Source organism: Rickettsia endosymbiont of Thecocarcelia acutangulata (assembly GCF_964263195.1).
GTDB classification, from domain to species: domain Bacteria; phylum Pseudomonadota; class Alphaproteobacteria; order Rickettsiales; family Rickettsiaceae; genus Rickettsia; species Rickettsia felis.
On record NZ_OZ181652.1, the window covers coordinates 697390 to 711104 of the forward strand.

The following is a 13715-nucleotide window of genomic DNA, read 5'->3' on the forward strand; positions in this document are numbered from 1 at the left end:
CGTACATAATTTTCAATTTTTCCTTGCAATGACGATGAAACCAATTCGCATAAGCAATATATCCTTACAATAACGTATCTATAAAAACAGTAATATTAATAAAACAGTGACCGACTTCTTACATAACGTAGCTAATAAAGAGGAATTTAAAGGAAACACGGAAGCACTTGCCGCAGCGTACACTTTAGTACGTGAGGATGCGAGTACCGGATTGACGCACAAATTACCTTTAGAAGCAAGTTATACAGGAAGTCGATTATTTCGTTCAGGGGTCGTAGTAGCTTTTTTCACATTAATTTCTCGCATATTCGGGCTTGTGCGTGAACAATTTATCGCATCATTATTTGGCTCTACCCCTATGGGTGATAGCATTAATGTTGCTTTTAAACTACCGAATCTATTTAGAAGAATTTTTGCAGAAGGAGCATTATCAAGCGTATTCATTCCTATTTATAATGAAAAAATGCTTATTTCTAAGAAAGCCGCTAATAATTTTTCAGGCGAGGTTTTTACCCTTCTACTTCTGACATTAATAGTAATAATAGCATTAATGCAAATCTTCATGCCACAATTAATGCTGTTTATTGCTCCTGGATTTCACGGTAAAAAAGAAAAATTTGAGCTTACGGTATTTTTATGCCGAATTACAATACCTTATTTAATATTTGTTTCATTAACGGCTCTACTTGGCGGAATATTAAACTCTGTAAAAAAATTCGCTGCATTTGCTTTTTCACCGGTTATTTTAAGTGTATGCGTAATAATTTTTACTTTAACATTTGATAATTATATAGAGTCTACTATCTCAATTAGCTTATCTTTAATAATTGCCGGAATATTACAAGTTTCTTTTATGTTTGTCTGTGTGAAAAGAGCGGATTTAAACTTTCCGATAATTTTTAACCCAAGCGATCCCGATGTAAAAAAGCTTTTGATTAATATGGGACCGGCAACCATTAGCTCCGGCGTACAACAATTAAATCTTTTCATATCTCAATCTATTGCTAGCTTTATTGAAGGTGCTATTTCTATATTATCTTATGCCGACCGGATATATCAATTTCCTTTATCGATAATAGGTACTAGCTTCTCTACTATATTGCTACCTGAACTGTCAAAAATCTATAAATCAAATGATATAGTAGCTGCAAAAAAAATACAGAATAACGCTATTAGAACGGGACTATTGTTATCATTGCCTGCAACATTTGGTATTATAATTCTATCTCATCCGATTATTAATATAATTTATGAAAGGGGAGTATTCACGCCTCAAGATACTACAAATACGGCTGAGGCCATTTCTGCCTTTGCATTTGGGCTTCCTGCTTTCATTTTGGCAAAAATTTTAACTCCTATTTTTTATGCTAACGAAGATACTAAAACACCGCTCAAAATAACCTTATTTTCAATAATAATTAATACCGGTATGAATCTATTATTAATGGATTCGTTGAAACATATCGGTATTGCAGTCGGTACATCTATTGCAGCTTGGTATAATTTAGGATTGCTATATAGCTATACTACAAAACAAAATAAGCTACATATAGAAGCAGGTATAAAGCTTTTCTGTGGTAAAATTTTGTTATGCTGCATAATAATGTCTATCATCATTGCTTTAATAAAATATTATTATTTAGAATATTTTTATTCGGAATATTTATTGATTAAAGTTTGCATGCTAGGCGGTACAATTGCAGTTGGAATGGGAACATTTTTCGGCACAGCATATTTATTAAAAGTGGTCAATTATGATAATAACAAGAAATAAGCACCAATCAAATTATCAGGATTTACTAAAAACCTTAGCTATTATAGCCATGATTATTGATCATGTTGGTTTATATCTATATCCTGAATTAACTATTATGAGGATCATAGGTCGTACAGCTATGCCGGTATTTTGCTTTTTTGCCGGCTATAATTTTCATGATAAGCCAAAAACCCATATAATAATATTCGGTGTTTTATTACAAATATATACCTCTGTGCTATTTAAACAGTTTCTTACTACAAACATTCTAATCTCTATCTATTTAGGACAATGGTATATTTATTATTTTCGTAATTCTTTAACTCACTTTCTCTATAGCGGTTATTGTCATGTAATTATAATGGTAATATTATGGTATATTAGCTGGGCTTTGATTGATTACGGGACTCTTGTAATTGCTATAATGATACTTGGATTTATTTCAAAACATGAGCAGACAAATCTAAAACTTTGCTGCTTTATAGCAATTTTTGCTTCTTTCGTGCATTCAACTCTTTTTACTCTTGCAATTTCCTTTAATGAGTTTAATTTTTCAAATACTGAGTTAATTTTAGATCTCATCTTCTTAATAATTACCTATACATTAATGATACTAAAAGATTACTCACAAAAAATACCGATAAATTTAAAATGGATAAGCCGAAATGTTTTATATATTTACTGCATACAAATTATAATCTTACAATTTATATTCATCTATAAATACACATATGGTTTTAAAAATTGGTAAGTAAATATTAATAATTAGTGACAGTGGTCCTAGATTAATATTAATATGATTTAGATAATATTGATATTACTTATATGGATTTAATAGATCGTCTAATTTCGGATAATGAACAATATAAAGAGCAATTCAGAAAAAACAAACTATTTGAAATTAACTTAGATAGTACTCTACGAAAAAATAAATTTCTTAAACATTTTTGGATTTGGTCAGACGAATTTCAAAAAATGGTATTAGCAAGAGTAGTATTTTCTGAAACAAAAGAATTTAAACAACTTGCATGGGAGCATCTTACCGACGAATTTGGACATAATATAGAATTATCCCAAAATCTAGAAAATGGTGAAGAAACTACAGATTCTATTTTTGAGGCCTTAGGTTCTTGGTTTACACTAAAAATGATGACTCTTGGAGATAGTGAAAGAGCCGTCCTTGTCCATTTAGTAATAGAGTCTTGTGCTACTATATTCTATGAAAAACTAGGATCAATATTTTTAAACCATAAGTCAGCAAAACATTTCAAAACACATATACATCTTGATCCCGAACATGAACAAATGGGAATAGATTTATTAAAACAAATAAATATCAATGATTCTTCTTTACTCACTATTCAAAAAAAAGGCTGGGATATGATTGATGCTCTATTTACTAGACTTGCTGAAATCACACAGAACTAATTGGATAATAGAATATCAGTAAATAAATTTTAACCGAATATTATAAATAGCGAAAATACAAACTAATTAATTGACATTTAAATCCATTATATGTATATCACTAAGACTTATTTATATGGTTAAGAATATTTAATATTTGAACTATATAAATGTTAACAACAATTAAAGGATAAAATTACGCTAACACTAATTAGAGCAGTATCAAGCCATATTTTCAAGAAAGCTTATTCATAGCCATGACGTAGGTGTTATTACACGTTCTTACAGTGCTTTAAATATGACACTGAATGAAGCTTTTAACAATTCATTATAAAATGATCACAAAATTTCAAAGTTACTACTTTCATCCGATAAACTTGATCTTAATTATACGGATTTTGAAGAAAATTCAATCTTAAAAAATATAGTAGAATCACAGAACACTTCCCTGCTTAACAAATATTTTAGCAAAGTATCAAAAGAGCCTTGTGTTAAATTAGAAAATAAGAGTATTATTGAAGCTTTTGATAGTGCTTTAAAAGATCAAGCAGTTTTAAGTACTTTTTTAACAGGATTAGCAAAGCTTAATAAGCTTGACCAATTACAAACTCAATCCTCAAGCCATAACTATAATGATAATATAACAGAAGTTTCTAATTCTGAAGAAATGGTACCATCCGCCCCACCGCCGGCTTATGAAGCCATTAAAGATAGTTTCTCAACCTCAATCCTTGGGGAAACTATTGAATAACTCTTATGCCATTCCTGCAAAAGCGGAGATACGTGGACCGGTAAACGCTCTTTATGTCATTCCTGCGAAAGCAGGAATCCAGCATAAAGCGAGATAAATCGAGCTTTTAATTTCAAAAATTTGCTGTATTTATACTTTTTTTTGGATTCCTGCTTTCGTAGGAATGACATTGAGTAGGTTTTTCGGTCCACTCAGGCAATGCCTTCTCGCAATGACGAAAATCACTAAATCTAAACCAGCTCACTTACTTGCGATTTGGCAAAAAGCTTTATCTGAAAGTTAACAAAATTTAAATTACCTTTTGAACCTATTTCTGCAAATTTATGAGCTTTAAGTAATAGATCATAATCTTCCGCCAAATCAGCAAAGAAAAACTCCATTTCACCACTTTGTTTTACTCCTAAAATCTCACCGCTACCTCGAAGTTTTAAATCCTGCTCAGCAATATAAAACCCATCATTAGTTTGTTTCATTATCTCAAACCTACCTCGTGCCACTTTACCAAGCCTTTTAGGATTATAGAGCAATATACAATATGACTGCAAAGAGCCTCGCCCTACTCTACCTCTAAGCTGATGAAGCTGAGCAAGACCAAACTGCTCAGCGTTTTCGATAACAATTAAAGTTGCTTCAGCTACGTCTATTCCGACTTCAATAACGGTTGTTGCAACTAATATCTTAATTTCACCTTCTTTAAACTGCTTCATTATTTGGTCTTTCTGCTCGTTCTTCATCTTACCGTGAATAATACCTGTATAACCTTGATATATATTTTCGATAGAGTTAAAACGATTCATCACATCCATTAATAAACTATCCTCTTCCGGCACTTCTTTCTCTCCCTGCTCTATCAAAGGACATATCCAATATACTCGCTCACCTGCTACAAGCTTCTTATTTATCGCTTCGATAATATGTTCTATCTTATTAACTGACATGGTGTTCGTAGCGATAGGCAAACGGTTTTTCGGCTTACCCATTAGCTTTGAGATAGTCATATCACCGAACATAGTAAGTGCTAAACTTCTTGGAATCGGTGTTGCAGTCATAACTAAAACATCGGGATTTACTCCTTTATTTATTAGATTCAAACGCTGCTGCACTCCAAATCTATGCTGCTCATCTATAACTATATAACCTAGCTTCTTAAAACTTACTTTCTCTTGAAATAAAGCATGAGTACCGACTAATATATCAATCTCACCGTTTTCAAGCTGCGTCATAATATTTTTACGAGCTGCCCCCAGTATTTTACCTGTAAGTAATCCGACTCTTATATTAGTATTTTTTAAAGCTTTAACAAAAAACTCATAATGCTGATTGGCAAGCAAATCGGTTGGAGCCATAAGCGTTGCTTGAAACCCTGCTCCCACCGTATTTACCATCGTAAGCAAAGCTACCAAAGTCTTACCTGAGCCGACGTCACCTTGCAACAATCTCATCATTTCTACTTTATCGCTTTGCTCAAGTTCTATTTCTTCTATAACCTGCTTTTGATAGGAAGTTAGCTCAAACCCTAACTCATTTAATATATTTGCTTGAATGCCGGCAGCTTTAGGGTAAATATTACCTTGTTTTCCGGCAATTTGCGTACGTACATTTAAAAGAGATATTTGATTAGCGATAAGCTCCTTAGCTGCTAGTTGTTTTTTGGCAACCCCAGTGTCATCCCGTGGCTTGTCCACGGGATCCATTTTTTCTAGATTCCCGCTTTCGCAGGAATGACATAAAGAGTGCAACATTTTCAAATTCTGCAATATAACATCCAAATATTCCTTCACTTCTTTATCTTCTATACTCTTACACTTCTCTTCAAATATCTCTATTGCTTTTATGATATATGAATATAGCTGCTTGTTACTCAGTAAATATGTCAGGGAATAAATCGGCTCTATTTCCTTTGCAAGCTTAGGATTAGTAATAAATTCAGGATGTGAAATCTGCAAATAATGATCAAAAAATTGTACTTTCCCGCTAACAATATGAGAAGTACCTACTTTTAATTTGTTGAAGATGAACGGAGGGGGCTTATGAAAAAACACTAATAACAAAGAACCGGTATCATTGCTAGCTGTAATTTTTAAAGGCTGATTACTTTTCTTTGGTAAATTAATGCTCTCAATTATAATTTCCGTTTGGATTATTTCGCCGTCTCTAACTTCGGTTAAATTAGGCGATAATATTTTATTTTGATATGAAACGGGTATATAAAATAATAAATCCCGAATATTATTAATACCGAGCCTCTTAAGAGCCGATACGGTATCTTCACGAATACTAATGAACGTTTTTACAGGAGCAAATAAAAATTTTTCTAGAATAGTTAGCATATATTTTAAAGAATCTAAAACATATATTCTAAATTATTTTGCTGAGAAAATTAATAAGAATTTTTAGTTTACATGATTATATTTGTTTGCTATTTTATAAAAAAATTAAATGGAGGTTAATATGTTAACTAATCAACAAGAAAATTCATATACTGTATTAGTACAGGATATAGCTAAAGAATTAGGAAGTAAATTCCAAAAAGCAATGGATGAAGATAATGTAGAAGATTTTAAAAAATTAATGTCTAAAATAATTGATTTTATTAATATGTCAATTATACAGCCTAACTTTATAACATTAGATGAAAAAAACCTCACAAAAATCGCTAAACTTGATCCTATCATCTCTCCAGCTTTTCTTACTAAGATATGTTTCCCCTCAGAACAATCGCACTCCTCTATTATAGATAAAGCTTTAACGGATTGTATACAATCTCAAGAAATAACAGGAGCCGGCACTTTATTATCATTATTATTCCGCTTAACAGGTAATAACATTCAAGATAAAAATAAATACCTTTATGAAGGAATAAAAACAGGAAATATAGAAATAGTAACTAATCTTTTACGCTACGCTGAATTAGATCAAAATGCCTTTAATATAGCCGTGGAGAAAGGGGGAGAAATTAAAGATTTTATATGTCAAAGAGATAAAAAATTATACAAGAGTGAATTTTTTAAGAATTTTAACCTTACGCACCCGGATAATATAATTTCGCTTGAAGAAAAGAACGAAACAGATGTTATGGGGGATTTAGGAAATCATCCGGAATAAATACGTTTGCAGAAAGACATTGCCCGCACGGTTCGATGTCATTCCTGCGGAAGCAGGAATCCAGCCTAAAGCGAGATAAATCGAGCTTTTAATTTCAAAAATTTGCTGTATTTATACTTTTTTTCTGGATTCCCACTTTCGCGGGAACGACATAAAACGAGCCATGCAACAACACCTACAGTCGTTCGCAATGACGTTTTTTGCAATGCTTATAAATCTAATTTTAGTCCTGCTCTAACTATAGCTGAAGATTTTAAAGGCATACCTTCGATAAATCCGGCTGTTTTGTAACCGCCTGAGCCGACTATCTTAAATGTTTCATTTAAGCTAAGCTCAAAATTAACTGCCCCAAGACCGCCCTGTTTACAGCTCTCTTTTAAAGGAGTAGCGGTTAACATTTTAGGCTGATTCCAAAATGCTGATTCTAAACCTAAACCGACAAAATCAAATGTGACTAAGTTATTAGCTTTAACTCCAACACCGTAAGACTTAAATTTCTGATTTTTGCCATAATTAATATTAACTTGAATATATTTATTATCAACAACAAAATGGTTAACTAAACCACACTCTAAACCGTATGGAGCAAGTATTGCTCTAGTCGCAGGTAAATATTTAACCGGTCCTAATTCAATCATCGGAATGTCATTTAAGTTAGTATTCATTACAAATGAATAACCGGAATAAACTAAAAACGGATCAAATAAATCTAAATAAGCATATGAACGAATTTTATTTTTAGTAATATAATTTTTACCGTATATGGAGTTAATCGCTTTTACATATGCATTTATATCATTACCGTCTTTATCTTTACCGTCAAACTTAGTACTAAAAATATAACTTGCTTGATCTAGTCTTGTCCATAAATAACCTATACCATAAGTAGGATTAATTTTGTTACTTGTCATATATCTTTAATATTTTCAGATAACAAATAGCTTGCTTGAATCCCACCTGTATCTATAGCAATTTGCTTATGAACTTGCAAAGAATTAAAATCTTTAGTTTTAAAATATGTTGTACCCTCAAAAGGATCTACTTCATATTTTGTTACTTTTAAGTCAAATTCTCTTGCTCTTGCTCCATGACCTCCTATTTCATGATTACCTACCATAATCCAAGATGTAGCAGTAAATCTTGTAATATAACTTAAGATTTTCATAGCTATATTATCTGAATCGGCAAACATAGCATCATCTAATTGACGATAACCTTCAATCAATGACATAGCAGCATCACTACTTGCTCTTGAGGACATATCTTTATCATAAGTAATTACATAGCTATAATTTTTTTTAGAATTTTCTTGAATTGTCATATCGTCATCAATATTTGATGCAGTTGCTAATACTGATGATGAATATAAAAGACAAGCAGCAATAGTTAAATTTAATTTATTTAATTTCATAGTATCATTAATTTTTATTAATCATAAGTAGCTACAATATATACTATTTTAAATTTGTAAAGTATTTTTTTAATATACCAAACTTGTGTATGTCCTTGACTTCTTTTGAAAATCCTCCTAATTTCTTAAATAATAGATATTAAATAATTTTAAATTTATGAATAAAATCTATCCTTCGGCTGAAGCTGCTCTTGAAGGACTTCTTTATGATGGCATGACTATAATGTCGGGCGGATTCGGTCTATGCGGTATTCCTGAAAATTTAATAAATGCACTTCTTAAAAGCAATGTTCAAAATTTAACGATTATAAGCAATAATTGCGGTGTTGATAATTTCGGGCTTGGGCTTCTTCTTCAAACTAAACAAATAAAAAAAATGATTTCTTCGTATGTCGGAGAAAATAAGATTTTTGAGCAACAATATCTTGATAAAGTACTTGAGCTTGAATTAAACCCACAAGGAACTTTAGCTGAACGAATTAGAGCTGCTTGCATGGGAATTCCGGCTTTTTATACTAAAACAGGTATAGGTACAATAGTTGAAGAAGGTAAAGAAACAAAGGAGTTTAACGGCGAAAAATATATAATGGAAACGGCGTTGCAAGCCGATCTTGCTATTATTAAAGGCTTTAAGGCGGATAAAAGCGGCAATGTGATTTACAATAAAACTGCAAGAAACTTTAATGCAGTAATGGCAGGTGCCGCTAAAGTTACAGTTTGTGAAGTAGAGGAAATAGTTGAGGTGGGAGAACTTGACCCTAACAATATTCACACACCTAATATTTTCATACAAAGATTAATAGTAGGTGAAAAATATGAGAAACGTATTGAGCAATTAACTGTCAGGGAAAAATAAGATATGGCTTGGAGCAAAGAAGAAATTTATCAGATAACCGCAGAGGAACTTAAAGACGGATTATATGTTAATCTTGGTATAGGTATGCCTACGCATGTAGCAAATTATATACCTAAAGGAGTGAATGTAATATTTCAAAGCGAGAACGGTATGCTCGGTATGGGACCTTTTCCGTATAAAGGTGAAGAAGACCCTGATTTAATTAATGCCGGTAAGCAAACTATTACTGCTATTCCTGAAAGCAGCTATTTCGATAGTAGCTTTTCATTTGGGATGATTAGAGGTTCGCATGTCGATTTAACTATTTTAGGTGCTATGCAAGTCTCACAAAAAGGCGATCTTGCCAACTGGACTATCCCGGGTAAAATGGTTAAAGGTATTGGAGGAGCTATGGATTTGGTCGCTAACACCAAAAGAGTAGTTATTATAATGGAACATAATGCCAAAGACGGCGGTGCTAAATTATTAAAAGAATGCAGCTTTCCGTTAACAGGTAAAAAAGTAGTTAACAGAATAATTACCGATCTTGGAATTTTTGATATTGATAAAGATGAAATGATATTAGTTAGAAAGGCTGACGATGTTACTATTGAGGAAATAAAGTCTAAAACTGAAGCCGAGTTTATTTTAGGCTTATAGGAGAGGTGTGGTTAGTATGGCTCGATTTTTCTCCTGTCATCCCGTGATTTATTCACGGGATCCAGTTAAAAATATCAATAATATTGATATTTTTAGTTTTTTTCTGGATACCGTGGACAAGCCACGGTATGACACCGAAGGTGTTTTTCGAGCCATGCAACAACACGCTGCTCGCAATGACGATTTAGTTGTAATATTTATATGGAGAATAAAATGATTAAAGTAGCTATCGTATATTATAGCGGGTACGGTCATACTGCAAAAGTAGCTGAAGAACTACACAAGAGCGTAAAAGAAGCAGGAGCAAATGTTTCTATAAAGACAAACCTGATAATATCGATTGGGATTTATTAGATAATGCGGATGCTATCATTTTTGGAACCCCAACCTATATGGGTAGTTTAGCCGGTCCGTTTAAAACATTTATGGATTCTACCTCAGCAAAATGGGCTGAGCAAAAATGGAAAGATACAATAGCAGCAGCTATTTCACTTCGCTATGCAGCATTGCATGATTTGGGTTGGGCAAGCGGAAAGCTCACCGAATTTTGCCGATCATGAGATGCCTGATCCGGATAAAATTAACCGCCTCGGTAGCTGGTCAGGACTTATGACTCAATCTAATCACAAATCCTCTCCTGATATTACTCCTACCGTGGGCGATTTAAAAACTGCTAATTTATTTGGTAAAAGAATAGTTGAAGTAACTAAGAAATTTAAAGGATAGATTTATATGGTGTTTTATGTCATTCCCGCAGAAGCGGGAATCCAAAAAATAACTTTAATACTGCTATAAAATTACTATTAATTGATAAAATAAACCTAAAAAACAAGTTTTTTATAGGTTTTACTTCCTTCCCGCTTCCGCGGGAATGACAAAAACCGAGCCATGCAACAACGTCTACGGCTCCTCGCAATGACGGCTTAGGTATACACGCAACAAAGCATACTTAAAGATTAACTTCTAACAAATGATGGTTTTTGCGAACTTCTATTACTTAGAATTTTTTGAGCATGCGTAGTCGTTTTAGCATCTCGTTCTCCTCTAGTTTTTAGAGCCTTTGGTTTATTGCTATTAACACTAGCATCACTCCAGTTACCACTATCGCTTTCACTGCCACTACTGCTACTACTATCACTCATCTCCATAGCAACTCTTCGTGCTAAAATTGATGCAACTCCGTTAGGTTTGCTAACATTCTGAGCAGGCTTACTATGCGAATGTGCAACCGATTTTCCTGTATTAGGATCAAACTCAACTTTTCTTAGATTTTTTGGTCCTGCTATTTCTCTCATTAAATCAGAAGTATCTATAGAAGGACGTGATTGATTTTCCGTTTTTTTAACCGTAGTAGTAACTCCTACAGGTTTAGATAATGTCTCAGTCTGAGCCGGATCCATAGTAGGCATAGGCGGTGGTGGTGGAATGTTATTTTCTGGCAAAGGGGGTGGCGGCGGTGGTGATGGAATATTATTTTGTGATAAAGGAGGCGGCGGTGTTACACTATTTTCCAAAGGTTTAGCTAGGGACGAATTTGCTAATATTGGCTCCTTTTTTGAAGTCATATGATTTGCAAGATTACTTACTATCTTTTGTAACTCCTCATTGTCAGGCAACTTTGCAGTTATATCATTAATATTTCTTTCCTTATTTTCAATTAATTCCTCAAATTTATGCTTCGTTTTATATAATTGTTCATCAATCTTTCTAATTGTTCTAGTATTACTTTCTTTGTTTTTTGCTAAAACCTGCTCACTATTATTTACAAAAACATTTTTAACATTTTGCCAAATATTATTTAATTTTTCAAAAAATGTATAAGGTATTTCTTCCCTAATTTCAGCAACCTGTTTTTGTATTTCCTTAAGTTCTTTGATATTAGAATTCTCAGATATTAAATTTTGGATGTTTTGTTTTGTAGCATTTAAAGAATTATATTGTTTCTCTAGTTCTTCAGCCTTAATGAATTGTAAAGGATTTGTCATATTTAGAGCTGAAAATCTTTCAGGTTTACTCTTATAACTAAAATATACTTCCGACAATCTTTCTCTTTGTTCTTTAGATAAATCTTTCTTTGTTAAATCCTTAAAATTTTTTTCGATTTCTTCTTGTAATTCTTGCTTTAAAGGTGCAGATTTTTCCGCTATATTATATATCTTATTATCAATATCTTTTAATATTTTGTTATTATACTTTATTGCTTCATTTGTTAACTGTTCTTCACTTTTTACAAAAATATACTTTACATTAGAAACTGTTTTTACAAGTCTTTTAAACCAAGGCAACGATCTATTATGTTCTTTTTCTAGTTCTTTAGTTTCATTTTGTATTTCGATTAAACCTTGCAACTTCTTATTTTGTTCGCATAATTCATTTACTTGGCTTAATATAGTATTTAAAGCATTATTTTCTTGTGCTAATAATTTATTTATATCTATTTCTTTAGCCACGCCATACACCTACTATAAATTAATGTCGGCATTATAGTAAATTTCTTGTACAAAAGCAAAGGGAAAGTTAATTTATGTTAATATATTCTCAATAAATGAGAAGTAGATAGACGAAGTTCAACTTGGAAAAGAGCAAGGAGTTTGTAAGCCGAGGAGCGGAGCGTATAATAATACGTGAGCATCCGAGGACTTACAAAGACGACGCAGCCAATTTTTCAAGTGGGACGAGTATATCATTAACGTAATTTTAAGGATGATAAGCCTATAAGAGCAAATATAACTGAAATAATCCAAAATCTTATTACGACTTTTGATTCTGCCCAACCGTGTTTTTCAAAATGATGATGGAGCGGTGCCATTTTAAATATTCTTTTTCCTTTAGTAGCTTTAAAATAATATACCTGTAAAATTACGGATGCAGTTTCAATAACAAACAAGCCGCCGACAATAGCTAAAACTATTTCATGCTTAGTAATGACACTAATAATGCCAAGTACACCACCAAGACTTAGACTACCGGTATCGCCCATAAAAACTTCTGCCGGTTGTGCATTAAACCACAAAAATCCAAGACAGCTACCGACTAATCCCGCACATAACACCGTTAACTCTCCGGTATTCGGTATATAGGTTAGTTGCAAGTAATTTGAGTAAATTAGATTTCCTACTAAATAACTTATTAAAGCAAAAGAACCGGCAGTAAAAGCAATAGGAACGGTAGCAAGACCATCAAGCCCATCCGTTAGATTCACGGCATTAGAAGAGCCGACTATAACAAATATAGCAAAAACTATATAAAAATAACCAAGATCCAAACTTAAATTTTTAAAAAACGGTACGTTAAGTAAATGACTTGGATTTTTATCTAGATATTCTAGTAAAACACATATGATTAAACTGATAATTCCTTGCAGTAAAAGCTTACTTTTTCCTCTTACCCCGTAATGGTTATTTTTAGTTACCTTAGCATAATCATCCATAAATCCTATAATACCGAAGCTAATAAAACCAAATAACGTAATCCAAATATATTTATTAGTTAAATCAGCAAGTAATAAAGTAGAAAGACAACTAGACAAAATAATCATAATGCCTCCCATTGTCGGAGTACCTGCTTTTGTTTGATGCGATTCAGGTCCGTCTGAGCGTATAGGCTGACCGTTTTTTTGAAGAGAACGCAGAAATTTTATTAATATCGGACCCGTGATAAAGCTAAGGCTTAGAGCTATAATAATAGCAAGACCGCTACGAAAAGTAATATAGTGAAATAAATTAGCTATATGTGAATTACGAATGTGAGGAAGTAAAAGATTATATAACATTTGTAGATTTAAATTAAA

General features: G+C 32.5%; 13 protein-coding genes and 2 pseudogenes. 9 read left to right on the forward strand and 6 right to left on the reverse strand.

Annotated elements, in window-relative coordinates; genetic code table 11:
* Positions 1–211: 211 nt before the first annotated feature.
* The 3 genes from murJ (at position 212) to ACE38Q_RS03820 (ending at position 3184) form a co-directional block, all read left to right on the forward strand.
* The gene (murJ, locus tag ACE38Q_RS03810; RefSeq protein WP_500191254.1) at positions 212–1774 is read left to right on the forward strand and encodes a murein biosynthesis integral membrane protein MurJ; all 1563 of its coding nucleotides are present in this window, start codon (positions 212–214) and stop codon (positions 1772–1774) included.
* The gene (locus ACE38Q_RS03815; RefSeq protein WP_500190164.1) at positions 1755–2507 is read left to right on the forward strand and encodes a TraX family protein; all 753 of its coding nucleotides are present in this window, start codon (positions 1755–1757) and stop codon (positions 2505–2507) included. The genes murJ and ACE38Q_RS03815 overlap by 20 nt, the downstream gene beginning before the upstream one ends.
* Positions 2508–2581: 74 nt before the next feature.
* Positions 2582–3184: a hypothetical protein gene (locus ACE38Q_RS03820; RefSeq protein ID WP_500190165.1), complete on the forward strand. Its 603-nt coding sequence runs from the start codon at positions 2582–2584 to the stop codon at positions 3182–3184.
* Between the two features lie 960 nt (positions 3185–4144).
* On the opposite strand, the pseudogene ACE38Q_RS03825 reads toward ACE38Q_RS03820, so the two are convergent.
* Together ACE38Q_RS03825 and ACE38Q_RS03830 are read right to left on the reverse strand one after the other, a co-directional pair.
* Positions 4145–5569 (reverse strand): annotated as a pseudogene (locus ACE38Q_RS03825) (ATP-dependent DNA helicase RecG); the annotation flags it as partial.
* A 78-nt stretch (positions 5570–5647) separates the two neighbouring features.
* Positions 5648–6244, reverse strand: a pseudogene (locus ACE38Q_RS03830) (ATP-dependent DNA helicase RecG); the annotation flags it as partial.
* Positions 6245–6365: 121 nt separating this feature from the next.
* Between ACE38Q_RS03830 and ACE38Q_RS03835 the strand changes: the two are divergent.
* The gene (locus tag ACE38Q_RS03835) at positions 6366–7019 is read left to right on the forward strand and encodes a hypothetical protein (RefSeq protein WP_500190166.1); all 654 of its coding nucleotides are present in this window, start codon (positions 6366–6368) and stop codon (positions 7017–7019) included.
* Positions 7020–7228: 209 nt separating this feature from the next.
* Here the strand turns inward: ACE38Q_RS03835 and ACE38Q_RS03840 are convergent, their stop codons facing one another.
* Both ACE38Q_RS03840 and ACE38Q_RS03845 read right to left on the reverse strand, forming a co-directional pair.
* On the reverse strand, positions 7229–7930 hold the full coding sequence (locus tag ACE38Q_RS03840) for a hypothetical protein (RefSeq protein WP_500190167.1): 702 nt from the start codon (positions 7928–7930) through the stop codon (positions 7229–7231).
* A complete protein-coding gene (locus ACE38Q_RS03845) occupies positions 7927–8430 on the reverse strand; it encodes a hypothetical protein (protein ID WP_500190168.1) in 504 nt (167 codons plus the stop codon). The genes ACE38Q_RS03840 and ACE38Q_RS03845 overlap by 4 nt, the downstream gene beginning before the upstream one ends.
* Positions 8431–8587: 157 nt before the next feature.
* Here ACE38Q_RS03845 and ACE38Q_RS03850 point away from each other — a divergent pair, with 157 nt between their 5' ends.
* The 5 genes from ACE38Q_RS03850 to ACE38Q_RS03870 all read left to right on the forward strand — a co-directional run bounded on the left by ACE38Q_RS03850 (position 8588) and on the right by ACE38Q_RS03870 (position 10651).
* Positions 8588–9286, forward strand: a complete 699-nt coding sequence (locus ACE38Q_RS03850; RefSeq protein WP_202068743.1) for a CoA transferase subunit A — start codon at positions 8588–8590, stop codon at positions 9284–9286.
* Positions 9287–9289: 3 nt separating this feature from the next.
* Positions 9290–9925: a 3-oxoacid CoA-transferase subunit B gene (locus tag ACE38Q_RS03855; RefSeq protein ID WP_500190169.1), complete on the forward strand. Its 636-nt coding sequence runs from the start codon at positions 9290–9292 to the stop codon at positions 9923–9925.
* 201 nt (positions 9926–10126) lie between these two features.
* Positions 10127–10279 carry a flavodoxin family protein gene (locus ACE38Q_RS03860; protein ID WP_500190170.1) on the forward strand — a complete coding sequence of 51 codons (153 nt, stop codon included), beginning with the start codon at positions 10127–10129 and terminating at the stop codon, positions 10277–10279.
* Between the two features lie 38 nt (positions 10280–10317).
* Positions 10318–10485, forward strand: coding sequence for a hypothetical protein (locus tag ACE38Q_RS03865; protein WP_500190171.1), 168 nt, complete (start codon positions 10318–10320; stop codon positions 10483–10485).
* Positions 10436–10651 carry a transcriptional regulator gene (locus tag ACE38Q_RS03870; protein ID WP_500190172.1) on the forward strand — a complete coding sequence of 72 codons (216 nt, stop codon included), beginning with the start codon at positions 10436–10438 and terminating at the stop codon, positions 10649–10651. The genes ACE38Q_RS03865 and ACE38Q_RS03870 overlap by 50 nt, the downstream gene beginning before the upstream one ends.
* Before the next feature lie 230 nt (positions 10652–10881).
* On the opposite strand, the gene rickA is transcribed toward ACE38Q_RS03870, so the two are convergent.
* Together rickA and mraY are read right to left on the reverse strand one after the other, a co-directional pair.
* The gene (gene rickA, locus ACE38Q_RS03875; RefSeq protein WP_500190173.1) at positions 10882–12375 is read right to left on the reverse strand and encodes an Arp2/3 complex-activating protein RickA; all 1494 of its coding nucleotides are present in this window, start codon (positions 12373–12375) and stop codon (positions 10882–10884) included.
* A gap of 236 nt (positions 12376–12611) precedes the next feature.
* A complete protein-coding gene (gene mraY / locus ACE38Q_RS03880) occupies positions 12612–13697 on the reverse strand; it encodes a phospho-N-acetylmuramoyl-pentapeptide-transferase (protein ID WP_500190174.1) in 1086 nt (361 codons plus the stop codon).
* Between the last annotated feature and the right edge of the window lie 18 nt (positions 13698–13715).